The sequence below is a fragment of the Haloferula chungangensis genome, assembly GCF_042664875.1.
GTDB classification, from domain to species: domain Bacteria; phylum Verrucomicrobiota; class Verrucomicrobiia; order Verrucomicrobiales; family Akkermansiaceae; genus Haloferula; species Haloferula chungangensis.
Genome location: NZ_JBHTBS010000001.1, coordinates 779163 through 802077, shown reverse-complemented (window position 1 = coordinate 802077; position 22915 = coordinate 779163). Strand labels below are relative to the sequence as shown.

At 61.1% G+C, this 22915-nt stretch carries 18 protein-coding genes, 1 tRNA gene and 1 pseudogene; 14 read left to right on the top strand and 6 right to left on the bottom strand.

The window, feature by feature from the left end; translation table 11 throughout:
- Positions 1–9: 9 nt before the first annotated feature.
- Positions 10–1014, bottom strand: a complete 1005-nt coding sequence (locus ACFQY0_RS03160) for a hypothetical protein (protein ID WP_379709000.1) — start codon at positions 1012–1014, stop codon at positions 10–12.
- 5 nt (positions 1015–1019) lie between these two features.
- The gene (locus ACFQY0_RS03155) at positions 1020–1598 is read right to left on the bottom strand and encodes a TPM domain-containing protein (protein WP_379708998.1); all 579 of its coding nucleotides are present in this window, start codon (positions 1596–1598) and stop codon (positions 1020–1022) included.
- A gap of 291 nt (positions 1599–1889) precedes the next feature.
- Here ACFQY0_RS03155 and rpsP point away from each other — a divergent pair, with 291 nt between their 5' ends.
- From rpsP to hflC, 6 genes are all read left to right on the top strand, one after another.
- Entirely contained in the window at positions 1890–2144 is a 255-nt protein-coding gene (gene rpsP / locus ACFQY0_RS03150; protein ID WP_379708996.1) for a 30S ribosomal protein S16, read from the top strand.
- Positions 2145–2353: 209 nt separating this feature from the next.
- Complete coding sequence (prfA, locus tag ACFQY0_RS03145; protein WP_379708994.1) at positions 2354–3439, top strand: peptide chain release factor 1; 1086 nt, start codon at positions 2354–2356, stop codon at positions 3437–3439.
- An 88-nt stretch (positions 3440–3527) separates the two neighbouring features.
- Positions 3528–5678: an AMP-binding protein gene (locus ACFQY0_RS03140; RefSeq protein WP_379708992.1), complete on the top strand. Its 2151-nt coding sequence runs from the start codon at positions 3528–3530 to the stop codon at positions 5676–5678.
- On the top strand, positions 5671–5961 hold the full coding sequence (locus ACFQY0_RS03135; protein ID WP_379708990.1) for a hypothetical protein: 291 nt from the start codon (positions 5671–5673) through the stop codon (positions 5959–5961). Before ACFQY0_RS03140 ends, ACFQY0_RS03135 begins: the two co-directional genes overlap by 8 nt.
- Positions 5962–6128: 167 nt before the next feature.
- Positions 6129–7094: an FtsH protease activity modulator HflK gene (gene hflK / locus ACFQY0_RS03130; RefSeq protein WP_379709401.1), complete on the top strand. Its 966-nt coding sequence runs from the start codon at positions 6129–6131 to the stop codon at positions 7092–7094.
- 3 nt (positions 7095–7097) lie between these two features.
- Complete coding sequence (gene hflC, locus ACFQY0_RS03125) at positions 7098–8087, top strand: protease modulator HflC (RefSeq protein WP_379708988.1); 990 nt, start codon at positions 7098–7100, stop codon at positions 8085–8087.
- Position 8088: 1 nt separating this feature from the next.
- Here the strand turns inward: hflC and ACFQY0_RS03120 are convergent, their stop codons facing one another.
- Complete coding sequence (locus ACFQY0_RS03120; protein ID WP_379708986.1) at positions 8089–9054, bottom strand: AEC family transporter; 966 nt, start codon at positions 9052–9054, stop codon at positions 8089–8091.
- A 74-nt stretch (positions 9055–9128) separates the two neighbouring features.
- On the opposite strand from ACFQY0_RS03120, the gene uxaC reads away from it, so the two are divergent.
- The 6 genes and pseudogenes from uxaC (at position 9129) to ACFQY0_RS03090 (ending at position 17332) form a co-directional block, all read left to right on the top strand.
- Positions 9129–10550: a glucuronate isomerase gene (uxaC, locus tag ACFQY0_RS03115; RefSeq protein ID WP_379708984.1), complete on the top strand. Its 1422-nt coding sequence runs from the start codon at positions 9129–9131 to the stop codon at positions 10548–10550.
- 59 nt (positions 10551–10609) lie between these two features.
- The gene (locus ACFQY0_RS03110; RefSeq protein WP_379708982.1) at positions 10610–12394 is read left to right on the top strand and encodes an arylsulfatase; all 1785 of its coding nucleotides are present in this window, start codon (positions 10610–10612) and stop codon (positions 12392–12394) included.
- Between the two features lie 102 nt (positions 12395–12496).
- Positions 12497–12572, top strand: a tRNA-Lys gene (locus ACFQY0_RS03105).
- 529 nt (positions 12573–13101) lie between these two features.
- Entirely contained in the window at positions 13102–14283 is a 1182-nt protein-coding gene (locus ACFQY0_RS03100) for a metallophosphoesterase family protein (RefSeq protein ID WP_379708980.1), read from the top strand.
- Positions 14274–16973, top strand: a complete 2700-nt coding sequence (locus ACFQY0_RS03095; RefSeq protein WP_379708978.1) for an AAA family ATPase — start codon at positions 14274–14276, stop codon at positions 16971–16973. The genes ACFQY0_RS03100 and ACFQY0_RS03095 overlap by 10 nt, the downstream gene beginning before the upstream one ends.
- 63 nt (positions 16974–17036) lie before the next feature.
- Positions 17037–17332 (top strand): annotated as a pseudogene (locus tag ACFQY0_RS03090) (Fic family protein).
- A 149-nt stretch (positions 17333–17481) separates the two neighbouring features.
- Here ACFQY0_RS03090 and ACFQY0_RS03085 read toward each other — a convergent pair.
- The 3 genes from ACFQY0_RS03085 to kduI all read right to left on the bottom strand — a co-directional run bounded on the left by ACFQY0_RS03085 (position 17482) and on the right by kduI (position 19790).
- Entirely contained in the window at positions 17482–18402 is a 921-nt protein-coding gene (locus ACFQY0_RS03085) for an HNH endonuclease (protein WP_379708976.1), read from the bottom strand.
- 64 nt (positions 18403–18466) lie between these two features.
- Positions 18467–18718, bottom strand: a complete 252-nt coding sequence (locus ACFQY0_RS03080) for a hypothetical protein (RefSeq protein ID WP_379708974.1) — start codon at positions 18716–18718, stop codon at positions 18467–18469.
- A gap of 241 nt (positions 18719–18959) precedes the next feature.
- Entirely contained in the window at positions 18960–19790 is an 831-nt protein-coding gene (gene kduI / locus ACFQY0_RS03075; protein WP_379708972.1) for a 5-dehydro-4-deoxy-D-glucuronate isomerase, read from the bottom strand.
- Positions 19791–20395: 605 nt separating this feature from the next.
- Here kduI and ACFQY0_RS03070 point away from each other — a divergent pair.
- Positions 20396–21307, top strand: coding sequence for an ABC transporter ATP-binding protein (locus ACFQY0_RS03070; protein ID WP_379708970.1), 912 nt, complete (start codon positions 20396–20398; stop codon positions 21305–21307).
- A complete protein-coding gene (locus ACFQY0_RS03065; RefSeq protein ID WP_379708968.1) occupies positions 21304–22908 on the top strand; it encodes a hypothetical protein in 1605 nt (534 codons plus the stop codon). Before ACFQY0_RS03070 ends, ACFQY0_RS03065 begins: the two co-directional genes overlap by 4 nt.
- The last annotated feature ends 7 nt before the right edge of the window (positions 22909–22915 follow it).

Below are 22915 nucleotides of genomic sequence, written 5' to 3'. Positions count from 1 at the left end.
TCGGTATGGTTAGATCCCCCCAAAGTAGTCCGGGGCACCGGAGTGCTGTGTCGACGGAGACTTGGTGGTGCTGCCGAATCCAATCACCGCTCCGACGCCCGCGGCGTGTTCACCGCCGAGCCGCGGCGCGACATCGAATTCCGGGAAACGGTACCTGGCACGCCTCCTGGCAGTCCACCAGGCGCCGATGGAGATCATCAACCCGGAGAGAGAGACGGAAATGATCGCCCCCCAGTGAAACCAGAAGACCGAGAAGGATTCCTTCCACTGATCCAGCCTCGAGGGCTCGTCAGGCTCAGCCCTTGCGAGCGGCGATTCGGCCGGGGCCGGGACGCTTTCATCAACCAGACCCGCGGCTTTCTCGATCCAATAAATTCGGATCGAGGTCTGCACACAGAATGCCTCAAGCTGCGAAATGGAATCGGAGCGCTCGGCCGCCGCCAGTACCGAACTTTGAAGAATCCGGCGGCGCTCGGCATCCGAAACCGCGTCGGTTAGGCCGGGACTCAGGAAAATTTCCGCACGGGAAGGCGCTCCAAGGTAATAGAACAGGTTCAGCGACGGCTTGCCCTCTGTGAAAAGTCGCTCGCCAATTTCCTCCGCGCGGACTTCGCCGGGAATCTGCTGATCGGGGCCGAAGACATAGACATAGAAGTCGATCTTCGAATCGGCCGAGTGGTAATCCAGAAAGGCTTCGCGATCCCGCCGAGCCGAGGGATGCAGCAAACCCTGAGGGTCGACGAGGAATCCTTCAGGTCGATCGGCGAAGTAGTCATCCAGGAACTCGTCCGGAATCTCATGGTCCGATGCTTCCTCGCCCATCTCCTCCGTCCTTGGCAGGGGAAACCCGCTTGCTGCTTGCGGCCCGTCCTCCGCCTCGAGCGTGAGCAAATCGGCGCCGGGAAGCCAGTCTTCCTGGGAAACCAACTCGCGTGACTCCGTCGACCAAGCTGGCAGACTCGGAACCCCGTCCGCCCCCATGGCCGTCGACGCCAATGCATAACAAAAGCTCAAGACCCTCACGGTGCGACCCCCTTCTTCCCAGACTTCCGGTGTCCGGCACGAATCCGCTCGGCGACCTGCCGTGCCGCCTTCGGGGCAGCCACTCGTTTCTCGAATCGCTCGGGATCGGACTTTGCCTGCCGGCATCGCTTGGCGAGAACTTTGGAAAGCTGATGAAGCCCGCGCACGATCCCCTCGCTGTAGCGCCCTTCCACCCAGTAGGCGTGAGCATGGCGGAGGAACAGGAACGTGTCGTCGGCATTCAGAAAGGCATCGAGGGCATAACCCCAGGTGAGGCCGGCCGATTTCGCATCCGGATCGATGGTGAGAAGAATCCCACACTCGTTCGGACGATCCAATGGGACATCCTTGAAGGCCGCCCGGTTCAGCAACCAGAAACCGAATTGCCTGACATCACTGCGGCCTTCCGTGCGGCTCGTGCAGACGGCAAAAAACAATTGAGGAAAGCGCTTCTCGAAACGATCCATTGCAGCCTCCACCTTTTCCCGCTCCCGGCTCCGCATCAGGCCCGCCTGATCTTCGAGCCGGCGAATCACGATCTCTTCGGAGCCGTAACGCTCGTCCGCCGAAGTCATATCAAACCCACAATGCGGGCAACTACTCGCTCCCCGGTGGATGACTTGAACACAGCGTGGGCACTTCATGGTCGACCCCTGAAATCTAGGCAATTTCGAGGTCTTTGGTCAAAGCGAAAGATCAAGACTTCTTAATATCCTGACCGCTATCCCCCGTCCTTGGGAGAACTCTCTTCTCGTCTTATCGAATTAAAGCGATAAATTCATGCAGTTTCTGCTTGGCAAGTATCGGCAGGCGTTGCAGGGTCCGCGCCCGCCCGTGCTGCTACGGGTTTTCAACGAACTTTTATTATGGCCGTCGCAATTCGCCTCAACCGCCAGGGAGCTAAGGATCGCCCCTATTTCAAAATCGTCGCCGTGGATAGCCGCAAGCGCCGCGATGGACGTTATATCGAGCAACTCGGTACCTACGACCCAATGAAGGAAGGCGAAAACTACATCATCGACCTCGAAGCCGCTGAGAAGTGGCTCGGAGTGGGCGCCAAGCCGTCCGAAACGGTTGCCAGCATCATCCGCAAGGCCCGCACTTCGGCTGCCAAAGCCTGAGTCTCGCTGGTCTGAAATTTTCCATGCCGCACCCCGATCATCGGGGCGCGGCATTTTTCGCGTACTTCTCCAAGCGCGCGCCGATGCTCCTTGAGCCCAACGCAAGGCCGCCCCGCAGCCACGCCACCGCCCACTTTTTTTCCTCCGGTGCCCGCCGGTTCTTGCCGTGCGGGTGTTTTGTGTCTGGATAGCTCCGCCGTCAGGCTCCTATGGATTACGCCACTCTCATTTCCCAGCGCCGCCGCCGATTCGCGGAAGTTTCCGAGTCCATCGAAGACCCCTCGCTCTTCGAAAATGCGAAACGGGCCACCGAAGTGATGCGCGAACACCGACGGCTGAAGGAAACTCTCGAACTCTGGGACGAACTCGAAAGCGTGCGCAGCCAGATCGTCGACAACCAGGAGCTGGCGAAGGGCGACGACGAGGAACTCGCGGCAATGGCAAGCAGCGAGCTCCCGGAACTCGAGGCCCGGGTTCCGGTTCTCGAGGAAAAACTTCAATACGCGCTTCTGCCGGCCGATCCCGATGAAGATCGCGATGCCCTCATCGAAATCCGCGCCGGCGCGGGAGGCGACGAAGCTTCGCTCTTTGCGGCCGAGTTGATGCGCATGTACCAGCGCCATGCCGAGAATCTTGGATGGAAAACCGAGCACCTCGGCAGCAGCCCCTCCGATGTCGGCGGCTTCAAGGAAGTGGTGCTGCGCGTCAGTGGCGACGAAGTTTTCCGCACGCTCAAGTACGAGAGCGGTGTCCACCGCGTGCAACGCGTCCCGGCGACCGAAACCCAGGGACGCATTCATACCTCGACCGTGACCGTCGCGGTTCTTCCGGAAGCCGAAGAAGTCGACGTCCAGATCCGCCCCGACGAGCTGCGCATCGAAGTCTGCCGTGCCGGTGGTGCCGGCGGTCAGCACGTCAACCGCACCGAGTCCGCCGTTCAGGTCTTCCACCTTCCGACCGGCTTGATGGTGCGCTGTGAAGACGGTCGCTCCCAGGGTCAGAACAAGGAGCGCGCGCTTCAGATCCTCCGCAGCCGCCTCTACGAGGCCAAGCAGCGCGAGACCCAGGAAAAGTATTCCGCCACCCGCCGCGCCCTGATTGGCTCCGGTGATCGCTCGGAAAAAATCCGCACCTACAACTTTCCTCAGAGCCGGATTACCGATCATCGCATCGGTCTAACGACTCACAATCTCGACGGAATCCTCGCCGGCGATCTCGCTGAGATCACCTCAGCGCTTCAGCGGACCGAGATGGCGGAGCGCTTGGCCGAAGCCGAGTCGGGCGCCCGTGTGTGAATCGCGCAATTATTACGCACTCCACTAGGTAAAAGGCTGGGATTATGCTAGCAGTCGATCCAATTTGGCTGCGTTCGCCTGCATTACGATGAGTTCCGCTGTTCAGATCCTCCATAAAGACCGTATTCCCGCCACTGGCTGTCTCGTGATCCCAGGTCGCTTGGAGGCGAGTGAACTGCCGCAACTCATCAGCCTCTTCTCAGGCCGGCCCATTACCTGGCTGATCGAAGAATCGACCGATCTCGATCCGGAGATCGGCGCGCTGCTGGCAGACTCCGGATCTGGAGCTGCGTTCTCGGACGATGACAATGATCCCGCTGCGGCCGGCGAACAACTCAAGGCATCGATCGCCAAGGAAGGCGTGCTCATCTTTGTGCCCGCCAAGCAGGCCGCCCGATCTTCGATCCCCTGCCACATCCCCGGCAAGACGCTGGCAACCCTCGGTGCCTTCGGTCTCCCGGCGCTTCCGATCGTCATCGATTACCCGCAGGAAACCGCGCTCTGCATCGAACGCCCGGGATCCCTTCCCCGGGCCGTCATCGCCATCGGCAAAGTGATTCCCGCCAAGGACTCGAGCGGCTCAGCCCTCCGTCAAGGCCTGCTCGAGGCGGCCGAAGAATCCTTCTCATCCCGCTCCTTCCTCAAGGGCTCGCTGGCCACGGCGCTGCTCGAAGGACTCAAAAAACACGGGGGTCGCAGCAAGGTCTACGACGGATCCGATGATTCGACGCTGGGCTTCGATCGACTGCTGGCCGCCGCCCTGGTGCTTTCCAAACACATCAAGGAGGAAACCGACAACGCTCGCGTCGGAATCATTCTCCCTCCCGGCAAGGCCGGCCTGGTCGCCAACCTCGCCGTGATCTTCGCCGGCAAGACTCCGGTAAACCTCAATTTCACCGCCAGCCACGAAGCCATCCGCTCGGCGATGCGACAGGCCGGACTCGATCGCTACATCACGGCCGATCCATTTGTTAGAAAGGTCGCCTCCTTCCCGTGGCCACCGAACCGCGACCTGATTTTCATCGAACGCGTCCTTCCGACGCTCAAAAGCAAGATCATCACCTGGACGATCCTCTCGAAGATCCTTCCGACTGGCGTCATTGCGACGCTCTTCGGCATCGGCAAGAAGAAGAATCACGACGAAGCCGTGCTGCTCTTCACCTCGGGATCCTCCGGCGAACCGAAGGGCGTCGCGCTCACTCACCGGAACATGCTGGCCAATGTCTGCCAGTTCTCCTCACGTCTGGAAGCTCCGGAAGGCTCCAAGCTGCTCGGCTGCCTGCCGCTCTTCCACTCCTTCGGCACCACAGCCACCCTCTGGTTCCCGGTGATCGAAGGCGTCGACCTCGTCACCTATCCCAATCCGCTTGATACGAAGCGGCTCGGCGAACTGATCGTTCAGCACGGCGTCAACATCCTGCTGGCGACTCCGACATTCCTGCGCGGCTACATGAAGCGCGTCGATGCGGAACAACTCAAGTCGCTCGAACTGGTCGTCACGGGTGCCGAGAAACTCCCTGCGAGTCTCACCGAGGCCTTCAAGGAAAAGTTCGGCATCGAGCCTCAGGAGGGCTACGGCCTGACCGAGACCTCTCCGGCGACCAACGTCAACCTTCCCAATCCCCCCGCCGAGCCCGGCAAAGGCCTCATTCCCTCCACCCGTCAGGGATCCGTCGGACACATGCTTCCCGGCCTCGCCGTGCGACTCACCAACCCCGCCACCGACCAACCCTGCCCACTCGACCACCAGGGCATCATCTGGTTCAAGGGCTCCAACATTTTCCCGGGCTATCTCAACAACCCGAAGAAAACCGAAGAGGTGCTCACCAAAGACGGCTGGTTCCGCACCGGCGACGTCGGTCGCGTCGATGCGGATGGCTTCCTCTTCATCGAAGGACGCATCTCCCGATTCTCGAAGATCGCCGGCGAAATGGTGCCTCACGAAACCGTGGAAGCGGCGATCAACAAGGCCCTCGGTCTCGATTCCGAAGCCGAACGGAAGATCGCGATTGTCGGGATTCCCGATCCGCAAAAGGGAGAGGCGATCTACCTGCTCTCCACGATCGCCGGTCCGGCCCTCGAGCAGGAATGCATCGACCTTCGCTACAAACTCATGGACGCCGGACTGCCCTCGCTGTGGTGTCCCAAGGCCATTGTTCCCGTCCATGAAATCCCCGTTCTCGCCTCGGGAAAGCTGGACCTCAAAGGCTGCGAAAATCTCGCCTTGAGCGATGCCTGAAAAGATCCCCGACCCCGACGCACCTCCATCTAACAGCGAGGCTCGAGCATCGCCGCCCACCCACCAGGGCCGACGCAAAGTCGGCTGGATTCTCTTCCTGACGCTCCTCGCTTTATCCGGCCTCGTCTTTTACTTCGCCCTGTTCTGGGGCTGGGCAGCCGGCGCCGGATCCCCACCCCATGCCGCGCAGCTGAAGGCTGCCGGCCATCTCGCCACCGGACTCTCGGGCGGGCTCTTTCTCGGCGCGATTCTCACACTTTTCAGCGCCTGTCGCAGACGTTGAGCGGCGCCCAACGCCTCTTTCCAAATTCCGTCCCTCATTCTCCTAGCCGACCCCGGCATCCTCCGTAAGACTCCGCCGCAAACCGATTTCCCTAGCTCATGAACAACTCCTTCGGCCCGCCCGATCTCCCGCCACGCAACGTCCAGCAGTTCCCGCAATTTCCCAAAATGCCGGGCCTCCCAAAGTTCCCCTTCTCGCCCAAAGCACTGCTGGTCATCCCGGCAATCCTGCTCGTCCTCATCGGCATCTGGAGCTCCTTCTACACCATCCAGGCCGAAGAACAGGGCGTCGTCATGCGCTTCGGAAAATACAGCGATACCGTCGACCGTGGACTCCACTTCAAGATTCCCTTTGGCGTCGACACCGTGCAGGCGGTCGCCGTCAGACGTCAGCAGAAACTCGAGTTCGGATTTGGCACCGCCGGAGCGAAAAACCGCTCCCAGGTCTCCAATCGCGATGAATGGCAGTTCGAACGCGAGATGGTCACCGGCGACCTCAACGCGGCGCTGGTCGAGTGGGTGGTGCAGTACCGGGTCGACGACCCCAAGGACTACCTTTTCAATGTCCGCGACCCCGACGAAACGCTCCGCGACGTCGCCGAATCGGCGATGCGTGAAGCCGTCGGCGATCGCACGGTGGACGAGGTCCTGACGATCGGACGTCAGGATATCGAAGCGGAGTCGCTTCAGAAACTCAAGGACCTGACCACCAAATATGGCATGGGCCTGACCATCGACCAGGTCCAGCTCAAGGACGTCAATCCGCCCCGCCCGGTCCAGAGCTCCTTCAATGAAGTCAATGAGGCCCAGCAGCAGAAGGAGGAGGCGATCAACGTCGCCAACGGACTCTACAACCGCGCCGTGCCGAAAGCACGAGGCGAGGCCCAGCGACAAATCAGCGATGCCGAAGGCTACGCCACTCAGCGGATCAACGAGGCCGAAGGGGATGCCGCCCGCTTCACCGCGCTCTACGACGAGTTCGCCAAATCTCCTGACATCACCAAACGGCGACTCTATCTGGAGACCATGGGCGAAGTCGTTCCGCAGCTTGGCCGAAAGATCATCATCGACGAGGAAGCCAAGCAGATCCTCCCACTCCTCAACCTCGACGACAGCAAGCTTCCCATCAAATAAGTCATGAGCAATTCCACCTCAAAAGCAGCCGTTGGCTGCCTCGGCATCATCGCCGCCTTCGTTCTTCTGATCGTCGCCACGGGCTCATTCTACATCATCAACGAGCAGCAACAGGCCATCGTCACGCAGTTCGGAAAGCCCGTTGGCAAACCCGTCGTCGATGCCGGCCTTAACTTCAAGATCCCCTTCATTCAGCGCGTCAACATCATCGAAAAACGCATCCTCGAGTGGGACGGGACGCCGAATGAAATGCCCACCAAGGATAAGACCTACATCCTCGTCGATACCTTCGCCCGCTGGAGGATCGATGACCCGCTGAAGTATTTCGAACGCCTCCGCGATGAACGAAGCGCGATCTCGCGGCTTGATGACATCCTCGGCAGTGAGACCCGCAACACCATTGCCAAGCACGACCTGATAGAAGCTGTTAGAACGACCAAGAACCGCGAAGTCCGCCAGGCGGAAGAGCTGGTGGAAGCGGACCGTTCGGGCAAGGTCGGCGTCCTCAGGCCCATCCGCTTCGGTCGCACCGTGCTCGAAGAGGAAATCCTCAGCAAGGCGGCTCCCAAGCTCGCCGAGTTCGGCATCGGCCTCCTCGACGTGCGTTTCAAGCGCATCAACTACAACCCCTCGGTCCAGCAGCGCATCTTCGAACGCATGATCAGCGAGCGCAAACAAATCGCCGAACGCTTCCGCTCCGAAGGCGCCGGAGAAGCCGCCAAGATCCAGGGCAACATGGAAAAGGAACTGCGCGAAATCGAGTCAGGTGCCTACCGGACGGTTGAAGAAACCAAAGGTCAGGCGGACGCCACCGCGACCCGCATTTATGCCGATGCCTACAACCGCACGCCCGAGGCCGCCGAGTTCTACGGCTTCACTCGTACTTTGGACGTCTACCGCAGCGTGCTGCAGAAAGACACGACGCTGATTCTCTCGACCGATTCCGAGCTCTTCCATCTGCTCAAGTCGGCGGACGACAAGCCTGAGCCGTAAGTCAGAGACCGAGAAACGCCCTGCCGAAGAGAAGCACCAACGGCAGGGTGAAGAGACTCAGCACCGTGCTGGCGACGACGATTTCCACCGCCACGGCCGGTCGGCCGCCATACAGCTTGGCGAGCAGGATGGGCGTCATCGCGGCGGGCATCGCCGCCTGCACGATCAGCACCTGTTTGAGCTCGATCGGCGCCCCGAAAAATTTCGCGCCGCACAGCATGATCAACGGAATCACCGCGAGACGCAGCACCGAACCACCGATCGAAGCCTTCACGCTGAATCGCTCCTTGCCGATCATGTCCATCATGATCCCGCCGGTCACGAAGAGCGCCATCGGATAGGCCCCCGCTCCCAGCCACTCCAAGGTCGTCCGGAGCACGCCGGCCTGCGCCTCTCCGGCATCGTTGATCCGCATCCCATCCCAGTCCAGCGCGACCAACAGCAAGCCGACCACCACCGCGACCACCGGTCCGTTCACCAGGCGCTTCCACGGGATCTTCTTGTCACCGGAGATCAGCATCACGCCGACAGACCACACCGCCAGTTCGACGCCCAGGTTGTGCACGAAGAGCATCGCCATCGCGCCGGTGCCGACCCATAACTGCTGGATCACGGGGATGGCGGTGTAGCCGAAATTCTGGATGCCGCTGGTCACCGCGAAGGTTCTCCGTCCATTGCCTTTGGCATATCCCAGCCAGCCCGCAACGAACCAGGCCAGGCCCATGCCCACCACGGGAAAGAGAAAGCCGAGACCAATCCCCCAGGCCACCGATGACGGCACCTTGACGCTGCTGCTCCCCAGGATGTTGTCGAGGATGAAGCAGGGATACATCACGTTGAACACGAGGTGGAGAATCGCGTCGTCGTATTCGCGCTTCGTCAGCCCGACCCGCCTCATGCCCGCCCCTACCAGAATCAGCAGATAGACCGGCAGTAGCTGCTGAATGATTCCCCCTGCGCCTTGCACGGCGGCAGACTCCCTGCCCCGCGGCGACTAGGCAAGAGCCGATCATTCGCCGCTCCGGAAACTCCCTTGACGCCATGCCTCTTCTCCTCCGGAATCCTCCCATGCCCTACCCTGACAAGGATTTCCTTCTCCACTCGCCCACCGCGGTCCGCCTCTTTCACGAAGTCGCCGCAGACCAGCCCATCTACGACTACCACACCCACCTTTCCCAAAAGGAAGTCGCGACCAATCACCGCTGGTCAAACCTTGCCGAACTGTGGCTCGGAGGCGACCACTACAAGTGGCGCTTGATGCGCGCCAATGGCATCGACGAACGATCCATCACCGGCGACGCTTCGCCGCGTGAAAAGTTTCAGGCCTGGGCGGAAACCATTCCCTACACGCTCCGCAACCCGATCCACCACTGGACCCACCTCGAGCTCCAGCGCTATTTCGACATCGACCTGCTGCTCGGACCGGACACCGCCGATACCATTTGGGAAAAGGCCAACGAGCGACTCGCGCAAGATGAGTTCTGCGTCCATGGCATCCTGAAAAAGTTCAAGGTCAAGATGATCGGCACCACCGATGATCCGGTCGACCCGCTCGACGATCATCTCGCCATCGCGGACTCCGGCATCGACACCCGTGTCACTCCCACCTTCCGTCCCGACAAGGCATTCGCCGTCGACCAGCCGGAAAATTTCAACGCCTGGATCGACAAGCTCGAAGCCATCACCAACACGGACATTTCCCAGCTCGACGATCTGCTCAACGCGCTGCAGGTCCGCCACGATGACTTCCATGCCGCAGGCTGCCGCCTCTCCGATCACAGCTTCGACCACTGCCCCGCCATCCCATGCGATGATGCCGATGCCTCGATCATTTTCGAAAATGCCCGCAGTGGAAAAGCCGGCAGCGCGGAAGAGCGCGAAAAGTTCAGCTTCTATCTGATGCTCTTCCTCGGCCGCCTCGATGCCGCCAAGGGCTGGACCAAGCAGCTCCACCTCGGCCCCTTCCGCAACGTCAACCCCCACGGCTTCAAGAACATCGGCCCGGATGCCGGCTTCGATACCATCGGCGACTTCTCGCAAGGACGCCCGCTCATCACCTACCTCGGCGCACTCGCCGAACGGGATTCGCTTCCCAAGATCATCCTCTACAACATCAATCCTGCCGACAACTACCTCTTCGCTGCCATGACCGGCGCCTTCCAGGGCGGCTCGATCCCCGGCAAGATCCAATTTGGCTCCGGCTGGTGGTTCGCCGATCAGAAGGAAGGCATGGAGATGCAGCTCAATGCGCTCTCGTCGACCGGACTGCTCTCACGCTTTGTCGGCATGCTCACCGACTCGCGCAGCTTCCTCTCCTTCCCGCGCCACGAATATTTCCGACGGATCCTCTGCAATCTCATCGGCAGCGAAGCCGACCGCGGCGAGCTCCCCGACGACTTCGAGGCCCTCTCCCAGCTGGTCAGCGCCGTCTGCTCGGGGAATGCGGAAACCTACTTCAAGTGAGTCCATCCTCATTTCTTACGATAGACCCCACAACCCAGCCACGTACTCATTAATCCGCAATGATCCTAAAAACCCTCCTCGCTCAGTGTCTCCTCGCAGGCATCCTGGCCGCCGCCCCGACGAATATCGTCTTCGTGATCACCGATGATCAGGGCTACGGCGATCTCGGCTGCACGGGAAATCCCATCATCAAAACCCCTAACATCGACAAACTGGCCGGTGAGTCGTCCGGTCTGAGCGACTACCACGTCGCTCCGACCTGCTCGCCGACCCGTTGCTCGCTGCTTACCGGGCACTGGACGAACCGCACCGGCGTCTGGCACACCATCAATGGTCGCTCGATGCTCCGCGCCAACGAAGTGACCATCGGCCAGATGCTCAAGGATGCCGGCTATCAAACAGGCATGTTCGGCAAATGGCACCTCGGCGACAACTACCCCTACCGTCCGGAAGATCGCGGCTTCACCGAAGTCTACCGGCATGGCGGCGGCGGCGTCGGCCAGACCCCCGACGTGTGGGACAATGCCTACTTCGACGGCTCCTATTTCCACAACGGCAAGATCGTTCCTGCCAAAGGATTCTGCACCGACGTCTTCTTCGAACAGGCCAACGCCTTCATCGAGAAATGCGCGAAGGAAAAGAAGCCCTTCTTCGCTTACATTTCCCTCAACGCCCCGCACAGCCCGCTGCATGCCCCCCAGAAGTATCTGGACATGTACAAGGACCAGTCACCGAACATCGCCGCCTTCTACGGCATGATCACCAACATCGACGACAACGTCGGCAAGACCCGTGAACTGGTGAAGCAGCTCGGGATCGAGAACGACACCATCTTCATCTTCACCACCGATAATGGAACGGCTGCCGGAGCCAGGATCTACAACGCCGGCATGCGGGGTGGCAAGGGCAGCGCCTACGATGGAGGCCACCGCGTCCCCTTCTTCGTCCACTGGCCCGCCGGCGGACTCACCAAAGAACACGACGTCAACGAACTCACTCACGTCACCGACATCGTCCCCACCCTGCTCGAGATGACCGGAGTCGATAAGCCCAAGGACATCAAGTTCGACGGCGTCTCCATCGCCGCTCTGCTCGATCCTGCCAAGGAGGTCGAGTGGCCCGAACGCTACGTCATCACCGACTCCCAACGCGTCCGCGATCCGATCAAATGGCGGAGTTCCGCCGTGATGTCGAAGCAGTACCGCCTGATCAACGGCAAGGAACTCTACGACATCGCCGCCGACCCCGGACAAAAGAAGAACATCGCCAAGGACCACCCGGAAGTCGTCGCCCAGATGCGCGACTTCTACGACAAATGGTGGGCCGAACTTGAGCCGACATTTTCCGAAACCACCGAGATCTACCTCGGCCACCCCGATCATCCGACGGTCTCCCTAACAGCCCACGACTGGATCCAGGAAATCCATCCGCCATGGCACCAGGGCTCGATCCGCTCCGCCAACATGGAGCACCCGGACACGGAAAAGCTCCTCCATGTCGGCCACTGGGCCGTCAAGGTGATCACCGATGGAAAGTATCAGATCTCGCTGCGCCGTTGGCCGCTCGAATCAGGGGCCGCCATCAATGCCAGCCTTCCTCCCGGCGAGAATGTTCCCGGCGCGACCAAAGCCTTCCGCTGCCAACCCGGCAAGGCCATCGGTGCAAGCAAAGCCACCCTCAGAATCGACGGCAAGGACCTGGAGACCATCGACATCCCCGAGGACGCTGCCGAGGTCAGCTTCACCACCGAGTTGAAAAAGGGCTCCCTCCAGCTGGCTCCCTACTTCCACGTCAAGGACGGTGAACTGGGTGCCTACTACACGATCGTCACCAAAATCGACTGATCCCGACCCCGCCAAGAATTTCCAGGAATTTGCTCATTTTCCCCTTGCCTCCGAGGGCGACGCGACTATTTTCCCGGCCCGTCGCCGAGTGCGGCAGGAAACGCCTCGTTAGCTCAGTTGGTAGAGCAGAAGACTCTTAATCTTTTGGTCCTTGGTTCGAATCCAAGACGGGGTACCACTTTCAAAAGCCTTGCAGGTCAAAGACTTGCAAGGCTTTTTCTTTGACGAAAGCGCCATCGAAAATGCCATCGAAAGCAGCAGCCTAAGCTGAGAAGCGAAGCTCTCTTCACGATCTTTCCGATCAAGGGATTCCCAGGCGCCACCTAAGCAGAGCATTGCTGGAGCACTGCCATCCTCCCTCCAGGCCCGTTTTACCAAGTCCTCCTCCCCGACCGGTCACGACCAGTCACGACCGCTCACCACTTCCAGCGCGGGAGCTCAGCCAGGCCGGAAACCCGACCCTGTTAGACTCCCTCGGATACCCGACCCAAATCCTTCGCCGAGATTTTGCCGAGAAAACACCAGCATCCCCCCGCGCTTGTCCCACCCGAGGCCCGAAGCTCGGAAAAACCGAGCCTTCCTCGCTTTTCGAGCGACTTCCGCGGGATATCCATTCCACGAGTGTTAGAAAGCCTGAGAGTTGCCTGTCCTTATCTCATTACTCATCTTTTTCCCGCCCGATCCTCGCCACTCGCACTTTTGCCCCCATGTCTCTAACCATCCTCCACACGGCCGACTGGCAGATTGGCAAGCCTTTTGCCTCGACGCCGGATCCTGACAAGCGTCGGCGTCTCCAGCAGGAGCGTCTGCACGCCATCGATAGAATCGCGCAGCTCGCCGGCTCGGAGTCCGTTGATCTGGTGCTCGTCGCCGGTGACCTCTTCGATTCTCCGAGCCCGACCAAGGCGACGGTCTCCGCGACCTTTCACGCCATCGGCCGCATCCCGGCCCCGGTCATTGCCATCCCGGGCAATCACGACTTCGGCGGGCCGGGCGGGCCGTGGAATCAGGACTTTGTCCAAAAGGAAGCCCGGGAACTCGCTCCGAACTTCCAGATCCTGACCCAGGCCGAAGCCCTCGTCCTCGAGGTGGCCGTGATCTTGCCGGCTCCCCTTGAGCATCGACAAAATCTGTCCGACCCAACCGCCTGGATCCGCACGGCCTTCGACGACGCGGACTTTCCCGCCGATCGCCCGCGCATCGTCCTCGCGCATGGCAGCGTTCAGGGCTTCTCGTCTGCGGGCGACGAAGATGAAGCGCAATCGTCCAATCTCATCGAACTGGCGAAATTGCCGCTCGACGAGATCGACTACATCGCGCTGGGCGACTGGCACGGCACCAAGCAGGTCGCCGACAAGGCCTGGTATGCCGGCACTCCGGAAATCGATCGCTTTCCGAAAGGGGACGACAACCGTCCCGGCCACGTGCTGATCGCCAGGCTTGCCCGCGCGGCCGCCGCCGATGTCCAATGCATCCCGACGTCCCAACTTCAATGGAAGCAACTCGCCATCCGCTTCGATGGCGAATCCGGCATGGCTCAGCTCGAGCAGGAGTTCGCCGACACCGTCGGCACCGGCGCCGATGGTGTGCTCCTCCAGCTCGAACTCAGCGGCGGCCTCACCCTCCGAGAGTCCCTCCGATTGCACGAACTACTAGAAACATGGGAGTCGCGCCTGGTGCGGCTCAAACTGCGCGACACCGTCGTCGAAATGCCGTCCGACGATGAGATCGCCCAGCTCACCGAACGCCGTGGCGACCCGCTGATTTCACGCGTCGCCGCCCGCCTCGTCGAGCAGGCCGCTGGCAGCGACGAGCAAGCGGCGGTCGCCCGTCTCGCCCTGCGCGAACTCTACCAACTCACCCTTCGCCACGAATCCTCATGCGCCTGATCTCCCTCCACGTCCGGAACTACCGGGTCCACCGCGACACCCGGGTTGAGTTCGATGCCTCCCACAACCTCATCGGCGGACCGAATGAAAGCGGCAAGAGCACCCTCGTCGAGGCCGCCCACCGCGCCCTTTTCTGCAGCCACCGGCGTGGCGGCGGCGTCCAGAGAAACATGCAGTCGCATGCGGGTTCCGGCCCACCCGAAGTTGAGCTGGAGTTCGAGCAAGACGGCACGCGCTACCATCTGAGCAAACGTTTCAAAGGGGCCTCAACGGCCAGTCAGGCCGAGCTGCGCAGCGATCGTAATGACCGCTGGAGCGGCGCGGATACCGAGAAGAAACTCGCCGAGCTTCTCGGCTTCGACGAACCGCTCTCCGCCGGTGCCGCCATCCAGTCGTGGGCCCACCTCTGGATCCGCCAGGGCGACTCCGCCAACGACCCGACGGTGGACTTGAACAGCGAGCAATCAACGCTGCTCTCCCGCCTTCAGGCGGAAGGCGGCGCGGCCTTGATGCAGTCGGATCTCGACGCCGCTGTCGGCCAGCGCTGCGCCGAGACATGGGAAGCCAACTTCACCAGCAACGGCCAGTCCCGCGCTAGCTCCGAGCTCAAGAAGGCCGAAAGCGCGCTCGCCAAACAGGAGGAAATCTTTGCCGAACGCAGCGCCACCGCCAACAAGTTGGAATCGGCTGTTAGAGAGCACGAGCGGGCGACCCGACAACTCACCGAGATTGCCAAAACCCTGCCCGAGCTCGAGCAACATGAACAGCAGGTGCTTCGCAAGATCACCGAAGTCGAGAAGCTTCAGAGCCAGAAAGCGGACCTCGATCGCGAGCTCGCGGATGCACGCAAAACGCTGGCCACCGATACCAGCGCCGATGGACGGATTCGCCGGCTTGCCGAAGACGTGGCGCGTCTGAAGAAAGCCATCGACCCCCTCACCGCCGAGGTCCGCAAGGCGCGCGAAGAACGCACCGCCGCCGAGGGCGAATCCAAGAAGCTCGTCGCCCTCGTCGAGTCCGCCGCGGTCGCCACCAAAACCGCCCGCCACCGCCGCGAGCTGGTCCAGCAATCGATCGAACAGCACCGCGCCCAGGCCGCGCTGCACAAGACCCGCGAGCGCCTCGAGCAGATCGCTTCCCTGCAGAAGGAACTCACACCCCTTCAGCAGACGCTCGCCGGCATGCCGAAGATTGCGGCACGGGATCTCGATCGACTGCGCACGCTCGAAAGCAAAGTCGCCCAGACCCGCGTCTCGCTCGAGGCGATTGCCGCCGGCGTCGAGTGGACCAGCGGCGACGGCACGCCGCTTTTGGACGGCGAGGCACTGGAAGCCGGGGTCGCGCGCACCATCACCGAAGCCTGCGACCTTGAAGTCGCCGGCCACCGCTTCCGTATCCGCCCCGGTGGTGGAGCCAGCTTGGAAGAACTCCGCAGCTCCCTTCAGGCAGCCGAGGAAAAGCTCAAGGACGCCTTTGAGTCACTCGGCGTGAGCGACATCGCCCACGCCTCCCGCCTGCTCGAAGAGCGCAGCGTTCTCGACAGCCGGATCCGCACCATCGAATCCAAACTCGAAACCCTCGATCCCGACGAAGCCCGCCAAGAAGCCGCCCAGTGCCAGCGCAGTCTCTCCGAATGCGAGGCCGAGATCGCCCGGCTCAGCCCTCTAACAGGCGACTTCACAAAGCCCGCCGATCTGGATAGCGCCGTCGAAGCCCTCAGCGAAGCCAAGCGCCTTCTCGATGCCGCCGAAGCAGAAGAGAACACCGTGCGAGGTTCCCAGCAAGCCAGGCACGAGGCGCTTCAGGAGCTCATCCGCAAGCTCGAAAGCTCGGGCGAAAAGCTGAGCAGCGCCACCACCGACGCCAATCAAGCGGGCACCCAGCACGACACCCTGGTCAAGGAGCACGGCGACGAAACCACCCGCCGCGAGCGCATCGCAGCGATGCAGCGCAAGGTCGAGAGCTGCCAGGACCGCGAAGCCCGCCTCGGGGAGCAGCTCAAACAACTCCAGCCGGATCTGTTAGAGCAGGATCTCAAACGTCATCGCCGCTCGATCGCGAACCAGCAGGAGCTTCGCAGCCAGGCGCAGTTGTCTAAAGCCGAGAGCGCCGTCGTCCTGAAAAGCGACGGCAGCAACGACCCCTACGCCGCGCTCGGTGAGGCCCGCGAAGCCCTCGCTCGTGCCCGGGAAGCCCACGCCTCCGCCAAGCGTCGCGGCGACGCCATCAGCCTCCTCCACCAACTCTTCGAAGAAGAGCAGCAGCGTTTCTCCGACCAGCTCACCGAACCGCTTGCAGAGCGCATCAGCCTCTACCTTCAGTGTCTCTTCGGTCCCGAGGCCCGCGCCCGGATCAGCCAGAGTGGTGGCGACTTCTCCGGTCTCGAGCTTGTCCGCCCCGGCGGCCCCTTCGAGTTCGAGCAACTCAGCGGCGGCACCAAGGAACAACTCGCCGCCGCCGTCCGCCTTGCCATGGCCGAGTTGCTTGCCGAAAGCCACGGCGGCTGCCTCCCCGTGATCTTCGACGACGCCTTCACTAACAGCGACGCCGAGCGCATCGCCGGCCTGCAGCGAGTCCTCGACTTCGCCGCCACCCGCGGCCTCCAAATCATCGTCCTCACCTGCACCCCCCTCGACTACACCAGCCTTGGAGCCAAAAACATCTCTCTCGAACCATCCATATCGCATTAGTCCTCACTCTCTTGGTCTCGCCATTTCCTTGCCTCTTTCTCGCATGAGACGCCCAAATGAACAGTGCCCAGATCCTCTCTCCCTGCCAAAAGCCGGTCCTGGTGGTGGACCGGGACCGACCAAGTCAGCGACCAAGTCACCGACCAAGTCGCCAAGCTTCTCCTCGCCCTAGCCGAAGGAACCCTCAGCGCACTCGAGATTATGAAGCGTCTCGGCCTCAACCATCGTCCCACCTTCAGGAAGAACTCCTCAATCCAGCCGTCGTCCAAGGCTACGTCGAGCTCACCGTTCCGGAAAAGCCGCAGAGCCGCCTTCAAAAATACCGGCTCACCCTAGCTGGGCGCGCTCAACTCCATTGATCGCCTCCTTTCTCAGGCAATTCATGCAAGTAGGCGCTTACCGCTCATTCTGCCTTCTACGATCCGCGCTTGTGGCGTCTGCGGAAGGTTCGCCTCAGGGCCACCTCTAGAACAGACTTCAAGAAAGACACCTCTGCTAAGAGCATTGATCATCGCAAACACTCTTTCCGATGCCACTCGAAATGTTTGGGGTCCGGACGGAGGCGGGAGAGAGCGTGGAAACACAATGGCTGATTGTGGAATGACGAGAGCAAGCGACCATGAGGCGAGCTTTCGGCGAAGCGACCCAAAGCGACGTGCACAAACAGGTCATCTCCTTTCGGCACGACCGTCCATAGCCCGGCGTCGAACATCCAGTGGGCGTCGGGGGTGAGGGCGAGGCCGTTGCGGGGGTCGTCGTTGCCGCTTTGGGCGTGCTGGTGGATGTGGGCGGCCTGGACGATGGAAGTGGTTTCCGTATCGAGTCGGTAGCCGGTGAGGGCGCAGGTGAAGTAGTAGCCACCAAGCACATCGCTCTTGAAACGGCTGTCCCGGCCTTTCTTCTGTCGGGCTTTGTATTCGGCCGCTTGCTCCCTCAATGCACGGATCTCCGCGGACCGAGGCACGGGTAGTCCGAGGCGGGCGCAGAGCATGACCTGTTCGGCCGGGGTGAAATAAATCGTAACCAGCGCGGTGCGGACCTTGCTCCGGAAGTCGGAGTCCTGGAGGCAGGCAAAAAGGTCAGGATCGAGGGAGCAAAGGCGAGTCGTTGCTTTCGCGGCGGAGGGTTCACCGGCGGCCGTGAAGCGCGACCAAACCTGGTCGCGATCGCTCCCCAGAGCATGAAAGGGCATCGGAATGTCGGGCTGGTTGCGCTGGCGCTCGAGAACGAGTTCCCAGTAATCGCGAAAGCGTGAGACAAGACGCACGTCGAATTTCACCCAGCCGTCCGGAATGTCTCCGGACTCGATGAGGTCGATGACCGTGAGGAGCATCAACGGCTTGTGGGGAGCGATGCCGCGCTGCCTGGTTCTCGCCACATTGAGGTTGCCGAGTTTTCCAAGCCAATGCGCACAAAGGTTGCGATCCATGTCGACGATTCAGCGTTTGTTAGATTTCCGATTTCTTGGCGGCCACCCTCTTGACGACTTGCTTTTAGCAACGAATGGTTTTTCCGGCATACCAGACCTGATGTTCGTTGCCCTCATCCTCGGACACCCGCGTCAGTTCGGCTGGTGGCGACGGGAGGAAGAGCCTTTGCTCTTCGGCGTGTTTGAATAAGATTCCGAGTTCCTCGTGGAAATAGGTAGCACTGCTTTGAAGGCGCGAAACTCCCTCGCAGCGGCCTCCGAGGTCCGCAACAAGTGCTTCGAGCGGGATTCCCGCAACAGCCTCGCTTTGAATCATAGGTAGGCATTAAGGCATATCGGTGGATCGATCAACGAGGATCAACGGACAGCGACAGAAGGGAGTAAGGAAGGCCTCGCAGAGCGTCGCGGTATTCAGTCGCGGTCATCTTCAGCAGATACCCTAAAATCCAGATAGCCCCTCGGTCCACGGAATTGCGCTGGATTGGAGAGTTCCATCGCTGGGGAAGATGCCAGGCGAAAGGCAAATCCAAGTCGATCCGAAACCTCCAACACCCGCCTCAGCGCAGCGTGGCGATGTCGACTTTGTCCATGTCGGTGAAGTCCTGATTTTCGCCGCCCATGGCCCAGACGAAGCGATAGGCGGCGGTGCCGCAGCCACAGTGGATCGACCAGGCGGGCGAGAGCACGGCCTGTTTGTCGGCGACCCATAGCGGCCGCGTCTCCTGGGGCTCGCCCATCATGTGCAGGACCGCCTGCCCTGCCGGCACATCGAAGTAGCAGTAGACTTCACTGCGCCGCAGATGGGTGTGAGCGGGCATCGTGTTCCAGATGCTTCCGGCCTTGAACTCGGTGAATCCCATCACCAGCTGACAACTCTGAATGCCGCCCTCATGGATGTATTGATTGATGGTCCGCTCGTTGCACTCCTCCTTGCTGCCGAGTTCAACCCGATTGGCGTCGGAGGGAGTCGCCTTGCAGGTGGGATACTCGCGGTGGGCCGGATAGCTGATCAGGTAAAACTCGGCTGGCTGCGATTCATCGGCACTGCTGAAGATCACCTCCTTGCTGCCACGCCCGACATAAAGACAGTCGCATTTTTCCAGATCGTGGTCGACGCCATCGACCATGACGCTCCCCTTCGCGCCGAAGTTGAGGATTCCCAGCTCCCGACGTTCGCAAAAGTATGCCGCCCGGAGTTTATCGCAGGCGTCGAGCTTCAAAGCGTGGGCGGTCGGCACGGCGGACCCGACGATGGCGCGGTCGAGCTCGGTGTAAACCAGGCGGAGTTCTCCAGGGGCAAACAAGTCCTCAACAAGGAAGTGATCGCGCAGGCCTCCGGTATCGAGGATGGAGGTTTCATTGGGAGATGGGCTGTGGATGACTCTCATAACGCAGACTCTGGTGAAAATGATTGAGGTGAAAATTGAGGGAGTTGCCAGGTCGTCAGGCGGCTCCAGAGGCATCGATCGCGAAGCTCTTGCGATGGAGCCTAATGAGCTCGCGACCCCACTTCGATCGCAATCTTCGCCTGAGATTGCCAGGGCGATCAAGCTAGGGAAGAAATTGGACCAGGATGGATGGGATCAATAGGATGAAGGCAACGAAATGCAATATCTTGGTGATCATCGTCCTGGTTGAACCTCAATTCTAGCCTGAACTGTGAGCCATGATTTCAAAATCCTACCCACCTGTCCCGCCATAGCCTTGGCGACGGAGGATCCGATCCATCTTGGTCCGAAAAAAATTCAGCTGGAGCCGATTCTCTCCCTGACTTGATCGTCCTGCTGAGATTGCGAGGACGATCCCACTCGGAAGTTAGCGGGCCGGGATGGATCGGTTCGAACGAATAAACGCCACGGAATCCAGCGGCCTTTTCCTCACGGATGGGTTGGGTCGGGCGTCGGTCTGAATCCTTCCGACCATGCCGGTGAAATCCTCTCGATCCTGTCCATCGTGTCTGGCGATTCATCCGGAAGTGGGTTCTCACGCTCGCTTGACCGGCCTTCAAAAGTCGCCCCTCCCCCCGCGCTTCGCCATCGCCCGCGATCAGCCCTCCGTAGACTTCCGTCCATTTTTCAGCGATTTCACGCTTTCGCATCGCCGGATCGTGGAATTTCGCGCATCTAACTTGTCGATGCTTTCGATTAGGAATCTCACCAAGCGCTTCGGGCTCCAGACGGCTGTCGATCAGCTATCACTCGAAGTGCCCGAGGGACAAATCGTCGGACTCCTCGGTCCGAACGGAGCCGGCAAATCCACGACGCTCAAGATGCTGACCGGGCTCCTTGAGCCGACCGCGGGAACCGCAGTGATCGCTGGACACGATCTGCTTACCGAACCACTCGTGGTGAAGCGCAAGGTCGGTTTTGTCCCGGACTCCGGCGCGGTGTTCGAGTCTCTAACAGGGCTCGAGTATCTTGAGATGATCGCGGCCCTTTACGGCATCGATTCCCAGAAGGCCCGCGAGCGCATCGAACAGTTCCTCAGCTTCTTTGAGCTGGGTTTTGACACGCTCACCGACAAGCTGCTAGGCGCCTACTCGAAGGGGATGCGCCGCAAGGTGGTCATCACCGCGGCCCTGCTGCACAACCCGACGGTGGTCTTCTTCGACGAGCCACTCGATGGTCTCGACGCAAATGCGGCGGTGGGTTTCAAGGCCCTGATCCAGACGCTCGCCCGGGAGGGAAAGACCATCGTTTACAGCTCGCACATTCTCGACGTGGTTGAGCGGGTCTGTGATCGGGTGGTGATCATCGACAAGGGGCAGCTCAAGGTCGATGGAGCACCGGCGGAGCTTGTCCGCGAGCACGGAGCGCGGAGTCTCGAGCACCTGTTCACGGACCTGACAGGAGGAAGCGATCTTGAACAGAGGGCGAGCGACTTTGCCCGCACATTCCGCGGATGAACGAGGCGCCCCCTATCTCGAAGGTGCTTCGCAAGCTCTACCTGACGCTCTTTTTGCGGGGTCGTGGGGCGCGCGGTCTGGACAAGGACAAGGCTCCGAAATCGATCGGCAGCAAGCTTGCGCGAAGCCTGATGCTCTACGCCTTGATCGGCCTCACCGTGCTCTTCAGCGGGAAGAGCGACTTGTTTTTCCTGTCACTGCAGCTGCACGGCATGACGCTGGTATTCCTCGCCCTCTTCGTCACGGCCTCGGCCGGCGAGGTGCTATTCAGTGAGAGTGAGCCGGAGATTCTACTACACCGGCCAGTGACCGCTCCGCAGTTGCTGTGGGCGAAGGTGCGGGTGATGGTCGAGGTCAGCCTGTGGCTGGCGATCGCGTTCAATCTGGCGGGCCTGGTGCTCGGGGCGCTCGGCCCGCAGGGAAACCTCGCCTTCCCGCTGGTCCATCTGCTGAGCACGCTGATGTCCGCGCTGTTCTGCTGCGGGGGCATCGTGCTCGTCTATCAGCTTTGCCTGCGGCTGTTCGGGCGCGAGCGTCTGGAAAACCTGATGACCATCACCCAGGTGCTGCTTGTCATCGCGGTATTCTGCCTCAGTCAGATCGGCCCGCGGATGATGAACTCGCTGCCGGGCGAGCTCGATCTGACGAGTCTTCCCCCATGGATGCTGCTGCTCCCACCGGCGTGGTTTGCCGGGTTCGACGCCTTTCTAACAGGTCAGACCAACATGATTTGTGCCGCTCTCGCCATCGTCGCGGTGGGCGTCTCGGTCATCATCCCGTGGCTGGCGGTGGTTCGGCTGGCAGGCAGCTATCAATCCGGGCTTCAGAGTCTTTCACAGGCGCGACCCCAGAAAGCGCTGGCAGCGGGAAAGCAGCCATGGATCGAGCGCATCAGCCGTCTTCCCCTGCTCCGCGACCTGCTGCGTGACCCGCTGGTTGCGGCGGGATTCCGGCTGGTGCTTGCCCACCTGGCGCGCGATCGTGACACCAAGCTGCGCTTCTATCCCGGGCTGGCCCCGATCCTGGTGATGCCGATCGTTTTCCTGATCCCCGGGGCCGGGAGCATGGACTCCTCGGCGGGCGTGGCACTGGCCGGCGGCTACCTCGCGACCCTTCCGCTTCTCGCCATGAACCTGCTGCAATTTTCCAGTCACTGGCAGGCCACCGACTTGTTCCGCTACACCCCCATGCCAGGGCCCGGACCGCTGGTGCATGGGGCGCGGCTGGCCGTCATGAGCATCATCGCCGTGCCCGCGCTGCTGGTTCTCAGCCTCGCCGTTTTCCTGATCCCGGGCGGATCGACCAAGCTCGTGATGCTGCTCCCCGGCATCATTGCGATGCCCGTTTACGCCTATCTCGCGGGAGCATGGGGAAAGACGATTCCCTTCGCGCGGCCGAGTGAGGAGGCGCGATCCGCCGGTCGAGGCGCGTCGCTGGTCGGCATGATGATGTCGTCCTTCGTGATCTCCGGCATGGCGATCGTCGCCTCCCAGATGGGACTGCTCCCGTGGTATCTGTTAGGCGAAGCCGTCTTCGCGATCGGGATCTGCCTGCTGCTTCACAAGTCGATCGATGCGCTCAAGTGGCCGCCGGCAGAATAGCGGGCTT

What these genes read in the sequence shown, in the direction of transcription:
- ACFQY0_RS03155 (WP_379708998.1), bottom strand. Translation starts at nt 1,598, where the DNA reads ATGACTTCGGCGGACGAGCGTTACGGCTCCGAAGAGATCGTGATTCGC.
- rpsP (WP_379708996.1), top strand. Translation starts at nt 1,890, where the DNA reads ATGGCCGTCGCAATTCGCCTCAACCGCCAGGGAGCTAAGGATCGCCCC.
- prfA (WP_379708994.1), top strand. Translation starts at nt 2,354, where the DNA reads ATGGATTACGCCACTCTCATTTCCCAGCGCCGCCGCCGATTCGCGGAA.
- ACFQY0_RS03140 (WP_379708992.1), top strand. Translation starts at nt 3,528, where the DNA reads ATGAGTTCCGCTGTTCAGATCCTCCATAAAGACCGTATTCCCGCCACT.
- ACFQY0_RS03135 (WP_379708990.1), top strand. Translation starts at nt 5,671, where the DNA reads ATGCCTGAAAAGATCCCCGACCCCGACGCACCTCCATCTAACAGCGAG.
- hflK (WP_379709401.1), top strand. Translation starts at nt 6,129, where the DNA reads ATGCCGGGCCTCCCAAAGTTCCCCTTCTCGCCCAAAGCACTGCTGGTC.
- hflC (WP_379708988.1), top strand. Translation starts at nt 7,098, where the DNA reads ATGAGCAATTCCACCTCAAAAGCAGCCGTTGGCTGCCTCGGCATCATC.
- uxaC (WP_379708984.1), top strand. Translation starts at nt 9,129, where the DNA reads ATGCCTCTTCTCCTCCGGAATCCTCCCATGCCCTACCCTGACAAGGAT.
- ACFQY0_RS03110 (WP_379708982.1), top strand. Translation starts at nt 10,610, where the DNA reads ATGATCCTAAAAACCCTCCTCGCTCAGTGTCTCCTCGCAGGCATCCTG.
- ACFQY0_RS03100 (WP_379708980.1), top strand. Translation starts at nt 13,102, where the DNA reads ATGTCTCTAACCATCCTCCACACGGCCGACTGGCAGATTGGCAAGCCT.
- ACFQY0_RS03095 (WP_379708978.1), top strand. Translation starts at nt 14,274, where the DNA reads ATGCGCCTGATCTCCCTCCACGTCCGGAACTACCGGGTCCACCGCGAC.
- ACFQY0_RS03085 (WP_379708976.1), bottom strand. Translation starts at nt 18,402, where the DNA reads ATGGATCGCAACCTTTGTGCGCATTGGCTTGGAAAACTCGGCAACCTC.
- ACFQY0_RS03080 (WP_379708974.1), bottom strand. Translation starts at nt 18,718, where the DNA reads ATGATTCAAAGCGAGGCTGTTGCGGGAATCCCGCTCGAAGCACTTGTT.
- kduI (WP_379708972.1), bottom strand. Translation starts at nt 19,790, where the DNA reads ATGAGAGTCATCCACAGCCCATCTCCCAATGAAACCTCCATCCTCGAT.
- ACFQY0_RS03065 (WP_379708968.1), top strand. Translation starts at nt 21,304, where the DNA reads ATGAACGAGGCGCCCCCTATCTCGAAGGTGCTTCGCAAGCTCTACCTG.